Genomic DNA, 15,366 nt, shown 5'->3' on the forward strand with positions numbered 1-15,366 from the left:
CGACAAATCGCTCGGCAAACGATCGCCACAACACCAGCCAGCAAAAAACCGACCGGAGAAGCAATAGTAAACCAATAAAACCACAAAACAAGCAATTATGGCAAACCTGAAAGCGTTACCAGCAATTAATTCGCGACTGAACCAAAGTCATTATTTTACGTTCGAATGACAAAAACATGACTGAGATCGCTTTCAAGATTGAACTTTTATTTGGACGACGGGTCTGCGGTGCGCTTGAAACCATTACGCCGATGGAATGCCAAAAGGGGAAAATATCCCTCCGCCACTATCGACAATAAGAGTGGGAAATATGCTTGCTGAGTGAGATGACATTTGTGCAAATAACAATCCCCTGTCGGTTAAGGATCAGGGGATTGATATGGCTCTATTTCAGAGAATATTCAGGGCTGAATATCCCACTTTTTCAGCCAGCTGAGTGCCACCTGTTCGGGTTCATCGTGCACGGTAGCATCCAGTTCCAGCGGGGGAATCACTCGCGTGGCGCCCAGCTCTTGCAGCAATCCGTCCAGCCGACGGCCTGCGCCACAAAAATGGTCATAGCTGCTGTCACCCATGGCAATCAGGGCATACCGCAGCCCCTTGAGCCAGGGCGCCTTGTCAGCCAGCTCGCTGGCAAAGGGCTGCAGATTGGGAGGAATGTCCCCCTGCCCTGTAGTGGCACTTACCAGCAATAAAAAACGGCCGGGGTCGATGTCCGCCAGCCGTGCTTCTTCGTGCAGGGCACAGTGATGCCCCTTGCGTTCCAGCTCATCTGCCAAGGTCTCGGCCACCAGCATGGCTGCGCCATAGACAGTTCCTACCACGATATCGATCTGCGCCATTCTCCTCTCCCTGCTTGAGTCACTCTTTTGAGCAACTCTATCAGCAAGCTGGCGTCAGATGCCACCGGTTCAAGGCTGAGGATCAGGCGCTTAGTAGTCGCTCTCGCTGGCGGGCCAGCCCAGCTCGGCAAACAGGCGCAATACATCCTGACCGAGCGGCGCCTGAATCCGCATCGGCACCTTGAGCACCGGATGGGTAAAGCTCAGGGTGCGGGCCACCAGCAGCAGCCGCTCGCAGCCAAAGTGCTCGCGAAAGAAACGGTTGTGGCGCCCATCCCCGTGGGTAGTATCCCCGACAATGGGGTGGAACAGGTGATCCATATGACGGCGCAGCTGATGCTTGCGGCCGGTCTTCGGGAACAATCTGACCAGACTGTAACGACTGGTGGGGTGCTTCTTGGATACCGCGTGGGGCAGCTCGACCTGATGCAGGCGCCGGAAGGTGGTGACGGCATCCTGCGCCGGACGATCCGGGTTGCTCATGGCATCGGCAATCTTGTCCAACTGCTCCTTGAGGGGATAGTCGATCACCCCCTGCTCGGGCGCCCAGCCACGCACCAATGCCAGATACTCCTTGTGCACCTGACGTTGGGTAAAGGCTTCGGTCAGTGCGCGGGCAATCACCGGATCGAGCGCAAACAGCAGCACACCGGAGGTGGGTCGGTCGAGGCGATGCACCGGATAGACATGGCGACCGCCGATAAGATCCCGGGTCATCTGCATGGCAAAACGGGTCTCGCCCTTGTCGAGCCAACTGCGGTGCACCAGCAGACCTGACGGCTTGTTGACCGCCACCAGCCACTCATCCTGATAGAGCAGGGTCAGCTTCAGGTCACTCTCTTCTCGGGTTTGATCTGGCATCATTGTTCAATCACTTTGCCGGAAAGCAGCAGATCGAAGCGGGCGATCAGGCGCAGCAGCGCTTCTGCCTCGGCCAGATCCTCTTTGTAGACTTCGCTGGCCATGGGATAGAGGGAGACGCTGGTCGGCAACGGCGCCTGCAACATCACCAGCTGCTCCATGCGCGGGATCAGCACGAACTGCAGCCACTGATCAAAGCTCAGGGTATCGACACAAAAAGGCAGGGTGCTTGCCAGGGCTTCGTCACCGGGATGGTCAGCTTGCCAGCGCTCAAGGCGCTGCAACTCGGCGGTGAGTTCCCCCAACAGGCCAGCTACCAGCAAATATTGATTCATCTCGCTCTCTTCCTCATAACCACAAATTGATCCGCCGACCCGACAGGGTCAGCCAGGATGCCGATACATTCAGTCGCACAGCACCGGCGGTTCAGCCGAGTCAACGACATACACGGCAACCAGCGCGGCCTGCCGCCTTTAAAAAAGGGCGATACTATACACCTCCCCCCGCATGGCTGCCATGTTGATATCTGCCGCAGCGCACGTCTGCTGCCACTGGCTATCCTCGGCAAGGGCCTTATAATCGGCCCGCATCACCATTAGCCGGATCTCACCATGTCTGCGACGCCTACTGCCATCAATACCTTGACCGAATTTCTGACTCAGGCTGGCACCCAGTTCCAGCTGTTTGACATGGGCCGCCAGGTGCGGCCACTGGCAAGCGATACCTTTGTGCGCATCGAACAGCAGCAAGAGCCCTATCCCTTGCCGCTGCAACAGCACGCCTGGCTGGGTGTGCACTTCTTCCAGCCGAGCGAGTCTCGCCACTACCTCTGGTTCCTCAAGTTTGCCCTCGATGAGCGCGGCCTGCTGATGTCAAATGGCCCCAAGCTGTTCATGGATCAGGTGGTGGAGACCCTGGGCTACAAGCTCACCGGCGATCTGGATGAAGAGAAAGCCCAGCGCTTGGCCGACAATCCCTACACCTTCCGCCCAGCGGAGGCCAAGATGGCCAGTCTGCATGCCAAGCTGGCGCGACAGCTGGAGCAGGCCCCTTCTGCCTATTACGATGCCCTCTGCCACTATCTGGCCGCCCCCAACGACACCGGTTGGCAGACTCTGGGGCTGCAGGGCTTTGCCGACCTGGCCGAGCGACTGCATGATGAGCGCAATCTGGCGCTGATCTGCAAGGCGCTGCCCAAACTGCCGCAAGAGCCGCTCTATGCCCTCTGCCAGAGCCTTGAAAACGCCCCGCTGCCGCCAGCAGTACAAGGCGCCCTGCTCGAGCGGATCGGCAAGGAGCAGGAGTGCGCCGCCCCCAACCCGGAGACCCTGGCCTACCTCTGCCGCGCTATGGCCTCCTGCCCCGGCAGCACGCTGCGCACCAACAAGCTGCTGACCCTGCTGCAAACCCAGCCGAGCCCTGCGCTACTGCTCGCCATCGCCGGCCGGCTCTGGCCCGACCTGAAAGATGCCAATCTGCTCAGCCACTATCTGGAACAACTGGCACTGCAACCGACCCAGTTCTTCAATCAGGTTTTTGCCGAGTTGGTCACTTTACCGGCCCTGCGCAATGATATGCTGGCCAGACTGCGTGACCCCAACCGCAGCGATGCGCTGGGCAAGGCCATCGGCCGTCTGTTTGCCTCGGCCTGATCCCTCGCCTCCCCCTCACGCCACGAGGCAACACGGCGGGAATATAGAAAAGGAGATCGGGAGTGCCGAGCAGGACTCCCGGTTATCGACATCACGATAAGGAAGCCCGCCTATGGGAGAGATGCTCGGAATTTTGTTGCTGATTGCGATTGCCGGCCTGTTCTGGCTGCAACGCCAACAGGCAGAAGTGGCCTGGCAATACATGCGTCGCTACTGCCAGCACCATGACCTGCAACTGCTGTCGCTGGCCCGCCATCGGCGGGAGCTGGCACACAATCCCCTGCGGCTGCTGACCCACTATCAGTTTGAATTCTCCAGCGATGGCGAGAGCCACTATCAGGGCACCCTCAAGATGCAGGGGCTGCACATTGTAGGCGTTGATCTGCCACCCCATCGCATCCCCTCAGCCTGATCTCCAATCTCGTCTCTGCGCCCGATGGCTGTGCCTGTCTATAATCTCAGGGATTAAACAAAGGGAGAGACGAGATGGAACCCCTTGTCCACGATCTGCCAGCCCTGTTTGCCCAGCTCGGGATGGCCAACGACGAGCTGAGCCTGCACCGCTTTGTGCACGACCATCACCTCGACAATGAGACCCTGCTGCCGGAGGCCGGTTTCTGGAACGCCGCCCAAGCCAGCTTTCTGCGCGATGCCCTGTGGAACGACTCCGACTGGTGCGAGGCGATCGACCAGCTCGATGTGATGTTGCGCCAGCCCCGCTAAGCCGCCCGCCCCTTTCCTCCCCTGCCAGCTTTGGTTAAGATCCCGCCCCGATATCGATCCCTCCTTCTCACCCAGAGCATGCTTATGTCCGCCCACGAGATCGTCCGAATTGCCAACGAGCTGGCCGCCAAGGGCCTGACACCCACCACCGCCATGATCAAGGCCCGCCTTACCCAGCCCGTGCCGATGGCCGAGCTGCTGAAAGTGCTGAGCCAGTGGAAGCAGCAACCCGTCGCGACCGCCGAGAGCGAGCTCCTGCCAGAGGCCGTGCCCCAGCCAGCGCCGGCGCTCACCCTGCAGCAACTCGCCGAACAGCTCGCACGCATCGAACAGAAGGTGGATCGCCTGACCGACCTGCTCCTCCAGCAGGGGCAAGGCTGAACCATGTATATCGTCGAACTCTGCTTTGAGTGTTACCGCGATACCTCCCTTGGCGACGCCGAGCGGGCCATCGTCAACTACCTCGACATGCTGCGTTATCAGGGCCAGATCCTCGGGCGGGAGTTCCCCACCAGCATGCACGACGGTTATTTCGTCAGTCGGGTGGTCTGCCCGGAGCAGGATAGCCTGCACCCCGACAACCAGAGCGAGCAGGTCAAACTGGCCGAACAGCAGCTCAATCAGGCGGGGTTGCTGGCGCCCAAACTCCAGCTGCAGGGGGCGGATCTGCTCTCCGACAGCACAGACCCTTGTGGCACACAGGGCGAGCGGCCGAGCTGGATGATGCTCTACACCAGCTTCCTGCACACCTGCTCGCCGCTGCGCTGTGGCGACCACTTCGCCCCCATTCCGCTCTACCAACTGCCCGCGGTCGCCAACGGCGATCAGAAACAGATCATCAAGTGGCAGGAGGATTGGGAGGCGTGTGATCAGTTACAGATGAACGGCTCCATCGCCGAACACGCGGCGCTGCACGAAATCGGCGAAGTGGGCAGCCGCCTCTACCGGCGCGGCACCGATCTGGCCAAGCGACTGGAAGTGCTGACCGGCATCCCCACCTACTACTACCTCTACCGGGTGGGCGGGCTGAGCGCTGCCGAGGAGAAGGCGCGCCCCTGCCCCAGCTGTGGCGGTGAGTGGGCACTGGCAGCGCCACTGCACGAGATCTTCGACTTCAAGTGCGACAGCTGCCGTCTGGTCTCCAACCTCTCCTGGGATTTCAAGGATTAAGCGCGTTCCCTGTACGCGATGCCATAAAAAAGAGCCTTGCCGCATGGCAAGGCTCTTTTCGTTCCGATGGGTAACCTTGGCTCGAACCGGCGCTATTGTGGCAACGTCTCCAGCCGTTCCAGAAACGCCGGCAAAGAGGGCGCCAGCGTCAGACGGCGACCGGAATCGAGCCACTCCAGCCACACCCGACCACTCTCGTTATCCAGCGAGATGAGCGTCATCTCGTTGCGGGTGGTGGCAATAAAGATGGAGGGGGTTCGTTTTAGCTTGCGCAACATCAGCAGATGGCCAATGAGGTTCTCCTTGAGCAGGTCGAGATCCGCGTCGTTCCATGGCAGGATCAATTCAAGGCGCAGCCCCTTGAAAAGGCAGGGGATGGGGCGGCTGAACCAGTGGCCAAACAGGGTGGTCGCTGCGGGATGAAGCTGCAGATCCAGCGCCTCGTTCATGGCGGTGAAATCGCCGGGCTCGGAGCGCTGGTGAGGGCGCCAGGCCACCCGACCATCGGCGGGCTCACCAAGCTGGCAGGGGGAACGCCAGTCCGCCTCCCACTCGCACAGGGGCAGGCCTCGTCTGGCCTCGCCATCCCGTTGCCAGCGGGCAAAAAAGTGCTCCAGGGCAGACAAAACTTGATCCGACATCGAAAATCCCCACAATTGCTGGCAAAGTCCGCTATTGCACCACCAAACCCGGTCACAGACAAGGTTGCCAGCCGACCTTGTGACCCGGGAAACAGAACCCGGGATACAGAGAGGCCGACGCCCAAGCCAAACGGCTGCAACCATCCGGCCCTGCAATGGCCCGTTTCATTCCACTCATCATGAGCACATTACGTGAGCAACCCTGTGAGCAAACAAGATAGATACGCCGGGGCCAGCGCCCTGACCGGCCTGAGCCTGGGCCAGCAATCCGATTACATCAGCCAGTACACCCCCTCCCTGCTACAGCCGGTTCCACGTAGCCTGAACCGGAATGATCTCCAGCTGGGCAATGACCTGCCCTTTAGCGGTTGCGATGTCTGGACCCTCTATGAGCTCTCCTGGCTCAATGCCAAGGGCAAGCCGATGGTGGCGGTGGGTGAAGTGACCATCCCGGCCACCAGTGCGAACCTGATCGAATCCAAATCCTTCAAGCTCTACCTCAACTCCTTCAACCAGACCCGTTGCGACTCTATCGAGGCAGTCGCCGCCATGCTGACCAAGGATCTGAGTGCCTGTGCGGGCGAGACCGTCACGGTCACCCTGTTCCCCCTTGCTCAGGCGCCGCACCAGATTGCCCTACTGCCCGGCGAGTGCATCGACGAGCAGGATATCGAGGTAGACAATTACGAGTTTGATGCGTCCCTGCTGCAAGGGGCAGCCGGTAGCGAGCTGGTCGAGGAGACCCTGCACAGCCACCTGCTCAAATCCAACTGTCTGGTCACCAGCCAACCGGACTGGGGCTCTGTGGTGATCCGCTACAAGGGGCAGAAACTCGATCGGGAGAAGCTGCTGCGCTATCTCATCTCGTTTCGCCAGCACAACGAGTTCCACGAGCAGTGCATCGAGCGGATCTTTATCGACCTCAAGCACTATTGCCAGCCTGAACAGTTGACCGTCTATGCCCGCTATACCCGCCGCGGCGGCCTCGACATCAACCCGTTCCGCTCCGATTTCGAAGCCGTGCCCGCCAACCTGCGTCTGATCCGCCAATAAAGTCGAGTTGCGACATAGAGGGCAGTCGCACTGCCCTCCATGACTGGTTAAAAGGTTTCAATCGATGCTTTACGCAGCTGGGATAAGGGGGCTGGATAATAAAATCCAGACGAAACCCACTTGCCGGCCACCAGCAAACCACAGTAAACGCTGGACTCGCAGGGGGGGGCTTGGATAACATGCCAACACCTCTGCGCCGTCCTTAATCCAATGAATCAACTGTTTTTTCTGGCCATGATGATGTCCTCCCTGTCAGCTCCGAATCTGGATCTGAACAAGGAGCAACTCTCTATCGATCTGCAACAAGCGCAATCGATGGTACTGACCGATCCTGCCAGATGCGTCCAGATCACCACCGCCTTCCTGACGCGCGCAGCCAATAATCCCCAGCAAATCATCAGCAATCGCCAAGAGTTCGGTTATCGCGAGCCCATCCTGAGTTACAGCACGGCGGCCCAGACCATAGGCGCCCATCTGCTCAAAGGGGAGTGTCTGCTGCAACTGGGTCAATATCAGGCCACCCAGCAAGCGCTCGACAAGGCGATGACGCTGGCAGACAAAGAGCGGCAACCGGAACTCAAGGCCCACGGCCTCTATCTCAAGATCCGCAGCCAGGCCCTCAAACCGGATAACCAGAGCACCAGCCGCGCCCTGATGGATCAACTGGACGAACAGCTGGCCGTCCCCACGCTCAAGCAGAGCCAGCTCCAGATTTATGGCCGCCTGCAACGCACCAGCTACGACATCGAGAACCAGCACTTCGATGATGCCAAGGCCCACTTGGCAGATGCGCGGATCTGGGCCGCCAAGACCCCCAATCCCCTCGCCAGTGCCTGGGTCAGCGCCATCAGCGGCGACCTTTATCGCGCGCTGCAGCAGCCACAGCTGGCACTGGGGGAATATATCGATGCCCAGCAACAGGCCAAAAGCCTCAATGACCCGCTCTTTCTCGGCCTGCTATCGAACCAGATAGTGAAACTCTACCAGCAGGAGCAGGAGCCCCAGAAAGCGCTGCAGTATGCCAATGAGGCGGCCAACTACTTCCACTCCATCGGCAACCCCTCCCTACTGTGCGACTCCCTGATGGTGCTGGCGCGACTCAACCGCGAGCAGGGCGACCTCAATATGGCGCTGGTCTACTTCTTCAATGCGCTGGATCTGCTCGATGAGGGGAGCAACCGACCGCAAGCCTCCCTGCTCAAATACGAAATCGGCAAAACTTACCTGCAAAGCGGCAACCTCTCGCTGGCCAGCAACTACCTCAATGCGGCCCGTCAGTCCCACGAGCTGAACGATGCCAAAGAGCCACTGATAGATACGCTGCTGCTGCTCGGCGAGCTCTATCTGAAGAAGCAGGAGGCCGCCATCGCTATTCTGCAGTTGGAGAACGCCCGCGCGCTGGCCAATCAGCTCGGTGATACCCGCCGTCAGTACGAGGTATTCCGCCTGTTGTCGCTTGCCTACGAGCAGAAGGGGTATCTACGTCAGGCTCTCGACAGCTACAAGCGCTTCCACCGTCTTGGCGAGGAGGTGCGCCAGCAGGAGCAAGCCATGGAGCAGGCGGCGATCCGTGACAACTATGTTCAGGTCGAGCGGGTGCAACATATCAAGGAGCTGGAGCAGCGGCTTAACAACAGCCAGCATCAGCAGGAGCGCTATCTCTGGTCGAGTATCACCACCAGCCTGCTGTTGGCGCTCTTTATCTACCTCTTCTTCACCCTCTGGCTCAAGCTGCGTACTGCCCGCCTGCAACTGAAACGGACCAATGAGGCCCTGCTGATCGAGCCACGCTCGGGGCTGGCCAACTGGCAGCGGCTGATGAACCGCTGGCCGCGGGAGATGGCAAAGCGCCAGCTGAAATCAGATCGCTGGTACCTCAGCGAACAGCCCTCCAGCGAGTTCGATGACAAGCTGCACTATCTGCTGTTCCGGGTGCCTTTCCTAGTCAACACGCTGGAGCGCCACGGCTATCAGGCCAGCAGAGAAATCGAGCAGGCCTTCGGTGCCTATATGGACACCCTGACCCCGCAAGATGGCCGTATCTATGACTTGCGTGAAGGACACATGCTCTATGTGGTGCCACAGCGCCACGTCACCAACCTGCATCAACTGGCGGGAGATCTGCTGACCGCCATCGCCGCCTTCCCTTGCAACTATCCGCTGGATCGCCGGATCAGCCTCGGGATTGTCAGTCACCCCTTCCTGCCGAAGGCGGCGACCGCGCTCGATCACAATGGCCTGTTTGACCTCTGCTATCTCGCCCTGTCGGGAGCCATTCAGCTCAGTGAAAAATGCCAGCAAAACGCCTGGTTGGAGCTCGCGGCGATCGATTGCCAACAAGCGGCATTTTTTAATGGAGATGTGTGGCAATGCGGCCTGATGGCAATTGACAAGGGACTGGTAAAAGTCAATTCTTCTCATGAAAAGCAATGGGTTAATTGGCCCAGCCTTGCAAGGAAGCCGGCAGCCGATAACCACCAGGAAATAATGTAGATAACAGGCGAGGATCGAAACCAAGTTCGACCACTGTTGCTATCCAACACCAAAAACAATAATGACAACAGGGCGACCTGATAATGAATGACATCGCTGCCGTAGCAGGACAATTGGCAAGACTCAGGGAATCCCTTCAGCAGAAACAGCTGGAACTCGACGGCGTACTGTCGTTTTCCGATGCAGAGCGTGCCCGTGGTATCCAGTTTATCAACAAGTTGATGCTCTCCTGCCGTGGCTTCGACCGCGAGCTGGACAATCGCTTCGCCAAGCTCAAGCAGAAACTGGATAACAATCCCGCATTTACCTCGCTGGACGCCGACCTGCTGGCCATTGAAAAACTGCTGCAGCAGCACAGCAATGCGCTGGAAGAGTCGATCACCCTGACCCAAACCGCCATCGAACTTGGTTCCAAACAGCTGAAAAACATCAAGGGCTTCCCGGAAGAGACCCGCAAGTCCCTCAAGGAATTTCTGGCAAGTCCCGCCGGTTACGGCATTGCCGATCACCAGAAGAAGGTGATCAAGCTGCTGGAGTTCTACCAGCAGGCGATCAAGATCCAGCTGCTGCCAAGCCAACCCCTGTTGGTACCTTCAGGTGCAACTCAACAAGAAAGCGATACTGCCAGCAACGATGGCCAGCCCGATGTAGACCCGTTTGATCTAAAGGATCACGCGCGCATCGCCGATGAGCTGCAGCGGCTTATCACCGAACTCGACTTTGCCGGCGCCATTGGCGAGAGCCTGAGGACATTCGCCGCCAACTGCTGATCGGGATCAACCCTGCCCTGCTGGCGGAAACCTGCCTTCAGGTGATCGAGCTCATCATCGAAGGCACCCGTGAGGAGCGTAAAGCCTCCCGCGCCTTCCTCAGCTCCCTCAACGAGAGCCTGTCCGCAGTACATGTCGGCTTTACTGAATCCCTCGATGAGGGGCGCGCGCTGCAAAACGAAACCCGAGAGACCCGCGAGGCGCTGGTCAACGAGTTGCAGGCGATCGATCACTCCCTGGCCAGCCATAACTCCATCGATGCGCTCAAGCGCGCCATCTCCGGCCATATGGGCGCCATCAACCTGCTGCTGCAAGAGCGTGACAGCACGGCGGCGCGGGAGCGTCACCTGCTCACCCGCCTCTCCACCATGGAGTCCAAGCTGCGCTTGATGAAGGAAGAGACCGCCGAGTACAAGAAGCGGCTGACCATTCAAAAACACAAGCTGTTCCTCGACAGCCTGACCCAAGTACACAACCGGGCCGCCCTCGATGAACGGCTGGAGCAGGAGTACAAACGTTGGCTTCGTTACCGCACTCCGCTCTGCATGGCGATCATCGACATCGATCACTTCAAGAATATCAATGACAACTACGGCCATATGGCGGGTGACAAGGCACTGAAAGTGGTCGCCAAAGCACTGCAGAGCGCGCTGCGTGACACTGATTTCATCGCCCGTTTTGGTGGGGAAGAGTTCGTGGTGTTGCTGCCCAACATCAACCCGGACAAGTTCCAGAAGCCGCTGGAGACCCTGCGCCAGACCATCAAGAGCATCCCGTTCCGTTTTCGAGATGCCAAGGTGGAGATCACCATCTCCATCGGCGCAACCCTGTTCAAGGATGGGGACAACCCGTCAGATGTGTTCGAGCGGGCGGACAAGGCGCTCTACCACTCCAAGCACACCGGTCGGGATCAAGTGACACTGGCCTGACAAGCGGCTAAAAAAACAGCGAACAGTCGTCGCCCTATTTCCCTCCCCCCTCAGTTACCACTACTATCGATCTCAGGGGATGCAACATAGCGTCCCCTTTTCTCCCCAGGGAAAAACACAACGATAACAAGTGAGTAAAGGGGAACCTATGATTACGCACATCAATCCCGTCGGCAGCATGGATTTGCTGTCACAGCTTGAGGTGGATCGCCTCAAGCAGACTGCCTCCAGCGATATCTATCAACTGTTTCGCAACTGCTCGCTGGCAGTGCTCAATTCCGGTAGCCATACCGACAGCTCCAAGGAGATCCTGGAGCGCTTCAAATCGTTCGATATTCATGTGATCCGGCGCGAGCGCGGGGTCAAGCTGGAACTGTTCAATGCCCCCGAGCACGCCTTTGTCGATGGCGAGATCATTCGCGGCATTCAGGAGCACCTCTTCTCGGTGCTGCGCGACATTCTCTATGTCTCCAATCAGCTCGAGTCCAACCGCCAGGTCAATCTGACCAACTCCACTCACATCTCCAACGTGGTGTTCGCCATTCTGCGCAACGCCAAGGTGATCCTGCCCGGCGCCGATCCCAACCTGATCGTCTGCTGGGGTGGCCACTCCATCAACGAGATCGAATACCAGTACACCCGCGCCGTGGGCAGCGAGCTGGGCTTGCGTGAGCTGAACATCTGTACCGGCTGTGGCCCGGGTGCCATGGAGGGCCCGATGAAGGGGGCGGCCGTCGGCCATGCCAAACAGCGGGTGCGCAACGGCCGCTACATCGGCCTCACGGAGCCTTCCATCATTGCGGCAGAACCGCCCAACCCCATCGTCAACGAGCTGGTGATCCTGCCGGATATCGAGAAGCGACTTGAAGCCTTCGTACGCCTCGGCCACGGCATCATCATCTTCCCGGGTGGGGTCGGCACCGCCGAAGAGCTGCTCTATCTGCTCGGCATCATGATGCACCCGGCCAACGAGCGGCAGCCGATGCCCATCATCCTGACCGGCCCGAAAGAGAGTGCCGACTACTTCCGAGCCATCGACGACTTCATCAAGGCGACCCTTGGTGAACCGGCGACCAAACTCTACCGGGTCATTGTCGGCGATGCGCCGGAAGTGGCCCGAGTGATGAAAGAGGCGATGCCGAAAATCCGCGAATACCGCAAATCGGTCGGTGATGCCTACTCTTTCAACTGGTCCCTCAAGATTGAGCCGGAGTTCCAACTCCCCTTCGAACCGGATCACGCCAGCATGGCCAGTCTGGATCTGCACCGCAACCAGCCGCCCCAGTTGCTGGCCGCCAACCTGCGTCGAGCCTTCTCCGGTATCGTCGCCGGCAACGTCAAGGAAGGGGGCATTCGTGCCATCGAGAAGAAGGGCCCCTTCAAGCTGCACGGCGACAAGGAGCTGATGCACCTGATGGACAAACTGCTGGAGAGCTTCGTCAAGCAGCAGCGGATGAAGCTGCCGGGCAGTCAGTATGTGCCCTGCTACGAAATCGTCCGCTAGGGTACAGATACATCATCGACAGAGGGGCGCATCGGCGCCCCTCTTTATTGGCTCAATGCCTTCCCGACTGCCATCAATCCCCCATAAGGCGAGCGGTTTGTTACAATGGGGCGTCCCGACCGCCAAGAGTGCCCCATGTCAACTATCCGGCCACACCTGCTCATCATCGATGCCCTCAACCTCATTCGCCGTCTGCACGCGGTACAGGCCCAGCAGGCACTGACCCCTGCCCAGGCGCTGGTTGCCACCCGCGCCAACCTTATCAATACCTGCCGCAAGCTGCTGGCCAATAGCGAGCCGACCCATGTCATTGCCGTGTTTGATGGCGAGGTGCATAGCTGGCGCAAAGAGGTCTATCCGGCCTACAAGGAGGGGCGAACCCCCATGCCCCCTGAACTGCGTGAGGGGTTGGCGACCCTGCAGGATGCCTTCTGGGAGTGCGGTGTCGATGCCCTGCTCTCCGAGACAGATGAAGCGGATGACCTTATCGCCACCCTCGCCCGCGGCATAGCCAGCCATGGCCATCAGGCGACCATCATCTCCACCGACAAGGGGTTCTGCCAACTGATCTGCCCGCAGATCCGGGTGCGCGACTACTTCAACAAGCGCTGGCTGGATGCGGCCTTCGTCCAGCAGCAATATGGGGTAGCCCCTGCTCAGCTGGTCGACTTCTGGGCCCTGACCGGCATCGGCGGTTCCAATATCAAGGGTGTACCCGGTATTGGCCCCAAGACCGCCACCCAGCTGTTGCAGCAATATGGCAATATGGCCGCCATGCTCGAAGCCTGTCAGCAAGAGGACGCCGCCAAGCCACTGCTCAAGCTGCGCCAGCATCAGGATGAGGCCCTGCTGGCCCAGCAGCTGGTGCGCTTGCAGCGGGATATTCCGCTGGGATTCAACCTGCGGGACATCCGCTACCCGCCCCAGCCAGACTAAAGTGCCGAACAAAAATGCAGGCAAGGGCGTGAACCATGACGAGACTCACCCTCGCTGTTGATAAAAGTGAGTAGAATGTAAAGGAATGTGGTTGGTTTGCTGAGTAAATGCTATAAAGCAGCCCCATCCTCCCCTATACCCTGGAAGTGGAACCCTCTCATGTCCAAAAGAAAAATTACCGTGATCCCCGGCGACGGCATCGGCCCCAGCATCATTGAATCAGCCATCCAGATCCTGACCCATGCGGGCTGTGACTTTGAGTACGAATACGCTGATGCGGGTCTGGTTGCCCTCGAGAAGCATGGCGAGCTGCTGCCCCAGGCTACCCTGGATCTGATTGAGAAGAACAAGGTTAGCCTGAAAGGGCCATTGACCACACCGGTCGGCGGCGGTTTTACCTCCATCAACGTCTCCCTGCGCAAGAAGTTCAACCTCTACGCCAACGTGCGACCGGTCATCTCCTTCAAGGGCACCAGAAGCCGTTACGACAACATCGACATCATCACGGTGCGTGAAAACACCGAAGGGATGTACTCGGGTGCAGGTCAGAAGCGCAGCGATGACAACAAGAGTGCCGAGGCGATGAGCATCATCACCCGAGAAGGGGCCGAGCGCATCGTCAAGTTCGCCTTCGAGCTGGCCCGTCAGGAAGGGCGCAAGAAGGTCACCATCATCCACAAGGCGAACATCCTCAAGTCAACCTCCGGCCTGTTCCTCGAAGTGGCACGTGACATCGCCAGCCACTACCCGGATATCCAGAGCGAAGAGATGATCGTCGATGCCGCCTGCATGAATCTGGTGATGTACCCGGAGCGTTTCGATGTCATGGTCACCACCAACCTGTTCGGCGACATCCTCTCGGATCTTTGCGCCGGTCTGGTCGGCGGCCTTGGCATGGCGCCCGGCGCCAACATTGGCGATGGCGCGGCCATCTTCGAAGCGGTCCACGGCTCTGCGCCTGACATCGCAGGCAAGAACATTGCCAACCCGACCTCGGTGATCCTCGCCTCCATCCAGATGCTGGAGTACCTCGGTATGCAGGATAAAGCAGAGCGGATCCGCGAGGCGGTACGAGCCACCGTCGAATCCGGTGATCGGGTCACCCGCGATCTGGGTGGCACGGCTTCCACCAGCGAATTCACCCAAGCCATCATCGATCGCCTGTAAGCTAACCAATTGATTTTAAAAGGGAGCCTAGGCTCCCTTTTTTATGTTTCCGAATCCTTTGCCACTCCCCAAACAGCAACTATGTTCAATAGAGAAGAAGAACAGGGAGTGTTTTTCATGAAGGGATACGGGTGCTATCTGGTTTCGGGTCTGATGCTGGTTTGTGGTACTGCAAGCGCCTTCGAACAGGCTCAATTAACCCAAACAGCCAAACTGCCGCAGCAGGAAAAACGGACTGCTACCGAGGTATGGCGCTCGAGCCTGGATACCAACGACCTGCTCAAGGCACCCAAACCCCTGTCGTTTGGTATTGAAGTCTCCACCGACAACTTTGGTAATCAAAAGATCACCTCCTACCCGCAGCTTAATCTGACCCCGGAAAAGAGCGTCAGTCTGTCGGTCGAACGCTTCAGACCCAAGGTCAAGTTCAAGGCTGGCGGAATGAACACCGCCCTCAGGCTGAGAGGGGACGGGATAAAGATGCAATTCAATCCGGTCGACAAAACCATCCCGCTGCAGATAGAGATCAAGGTGACCGACGACGAATCTTCCCTGCGCCTCGATTACCGTTTCTGATATTTTCCGGCAACCGAATAGCAAAAGGCCGACAGGTTTCCCTGTCGGC

Annotated in this window: 15 protein-coding genes and 1 pseudogene; 12 read left to right on the plus strand and 4 right to left on the minus strand. The window is 58.7% G+C overall.

Translation table 11 applies throughout. From position 1 onward, the window contains the following. Positions 1–401: 401 nt before the first annotated feature. The 3 genes from ACTG27_RS11285 to ACTG27_RS11295 all read right to left on the minus strand — a co-directional run bounded on the left by ACTG27_RS11285 (position 402) and on the right by ACTG27_RS11295 (position 2,038). On the minus strand, positions 402–842 hold the full coding sequence (locus tag ACTG27_RS11285; RefSeq protein ID WP_266134126.1) for a flavodoxin: 441 nt from the start codon (positions 840–842) through the stop codon (positions 402–404). A 90-nt stretch (positions 843–932) separates the two neighbouring features. Next, positions 933–1,706 carry a tRNA pseudouridine(65) synthase TruC gene (gene truC, locus ACTG27_RS11290; protein ID WP_041202291.1) on the minus strand — a complete coding sequence of 258 codons (774 nt, stop codon included), beginning with the start codon at positions 1,704–1,706 and terminating at the stop codon, positions 933–935. Continuing rightward, complete coding sequence (locus ACTG27_RS11295; RefSeq protein WP_005338596.1) at positions 1,703–2,038, minus strand: YqcC family protein; 336 nt, start codon at positions 2,036–2,038, stop codon at positions 1,703–1,705. The genes truC and ACTG27_RS11295 overlap by 4 nt, the downstream gene beginning before the upstream one ends. A gap of 276 nt (positions 2,039–2,314) precedes the next feature. On the opposite strand from ACTG27_RS11295, the gene ACTG27_RS11300 reads away from it, so the two are divergent. The 5 genes from ACTG27_RS11300 (at position 2,315) to ACTG27_RS11320 (ending at position 5,248) form a co-directional block, all read left to right on the plus strand. Next, on the plus strand, positions 2,315–3,355 hold the full coding sequence (locus ACTG27_RS11300; protein WP_439979681.1) for a DUF3549 family protein: 1,041 nt from the start codon (positions 2,315–2,317) through the stop codon (positions 3,353–3,355). Between the two features lie 112 nt (positions 3,356–3,467). After that, positions 3,468–3,767 carry a DUF3301 domain-containing protein gene (locus tag ACTG27_RS11305; protein WP_139409987.1) on the plus strand — a complete coding sequence of 100 codons (300 nt, stop codon included), beginning with the start codon at positions 3,468–3,470 and terminating at the stop codon, positions 3,765–3,767. A 74-nt stretch (positions 3,768–3,841) separates the two neighbouring features. After that, entirely contained in the window at positions 3,842–4,078 is a 237-nt protein-coding gene (locus ACTG27_RS11310; protein WP_005338602.1) for a DUF2789 family protein, read from the plus strand. An 84-nt stretch (positions 4,079–4,162) separates the two neighbouring features. After that, complete coding sequence (locus ACTG27_RS11315; RefSeq protein ID WP_439979682.1) at positions 4,163–4,459, plus strand: DNA-binding protein; 297 nt, start codon at positions 4,163–4,165, stop codon at positions 4,457–4,459. A 3-nt stretch (positions 4,460–4,462) separates the two neighbouring features. Then, complete coding sequence (locus ACTG27_RS11320) at positions 4,463–5,248, plus strand: Zn-ribbon-containing protein (protein ID WP_236268005.1); 786 nt, start codon at positions 4,463–4,465, stop codon at positions 5,246–5,248. Between the two features lie 92 nt (positions 5,249–5,340). Here ACTG27_RS11320 and syd read toward each other — a convergent pair whose 3' ends face one another. Next, the gene (gene syd, locus ACTG27_RS11325; protein ID WP_439979683.1) at positions 5,341–5,889 is read right to left on the minus strand and encodes a SecY-interacting protein; all 549 of its coding nucleotides are present in this window, start codon (positions 5,887–5,889) and stop codon (positions 5,341–5,343) included. Positions 5,890–6,093: 204 nt separating this feature from the next. On the opposite strand from syd, the gene queF reads away from it, so the two are divergent. From queF to ACTG27_RS11360, 7 genes and pseudogenes are all read left to right on the plus strand, one after another. Then, entirely contained in the window at positions 6,094–6,942 is an 849-nt protein-coding gene (queF, locus tag ACTG27_RS11330; RefSeq protein WP_439979684.1) for an NADPH-dependent 7-cyano-7-deazaguanine reductase QueF, read from the plus strand. A 210-nt stretch (positions 6,943–7,152) separates the two neighbouring features. Further along, a complete protein-coding gene (locus ACTG27_RS11335) occupies positions 7,153–9,435 on the plus strand; it encodes a tetratricopeptide repeat protein (protein ID WP_439979685.1) in 2,283 nt (760 codons plus the stop codon). Positions 9,436–9,518: 83 nt separating this feature from the next. Then, positions 9,519–11,134: pseudogene (locus ACTG27_RS11340) on the plus strand (diguanylate cyclase). 148 nt (positions 11,135–11,282) lie between these two features. Next, a complete protein-coding gene (ppnN, locus tag ACTG27_RS11345; protein WP_204478264.1) occupies positions 11,283–12,638 on the plus strand; it encodes a nucleotide 5'-monophosphate nucleosidase PpnN in 1,356 nt (451 codons plus the stop codon). A 135-nt stretch (positions 12,639–12,773) separates the two neighbouring features. Then, positions 12,774–13,574: a flap endonuclease Xni gene (gene xni, locus ACTG27_RS11350; protein WP_439979686.1), complete on the plus strand. Its 801-nt coding sequence runs from the start codon at positions 12,774–12,776 to the stop codon at positions 13,572–13,574. A 159-nt stretch (positions 13,575–13,733) separates the two neighbouring features. Then, positions 13,734–14,741, plus strand: a complete 1,008-nt coding sequence (locus tag ACTG27_RS11355; RefSeq protein WP_439979687.1) for an isocitrate dehydrogenase — start codon at positions 13,734–13,736, stop codon at positions 14,739–14,741. Between the two features lie 117 nt (positions 14,742–14,858). Beyond that, positions 14,859–15,317 carry a hypothetical protein gene (locus tag ACTG27_RS11360; protein ID WP_439979688.1) on the plus strand — a complete coding sequence of 153 codons (459 nt, stop codon included), beginning with the start codon at positions 14,859–14,861 and terminating at the stop codon, positions 15,315–15,317. Positions 15,318–15,366 lie beyond the last annotated feature (49 nt).

Origin of the sequence: Aeromonas sp. 97A (assembly GCF_051919185.1) — a bacterium.
Taxonomy (GTDB): Bacteria; Pseudomonadota; Gammaproteobacteria; order Enterobacterales; family Aeromonadaceae; genus Aeromonas; species Aeromonas veronii.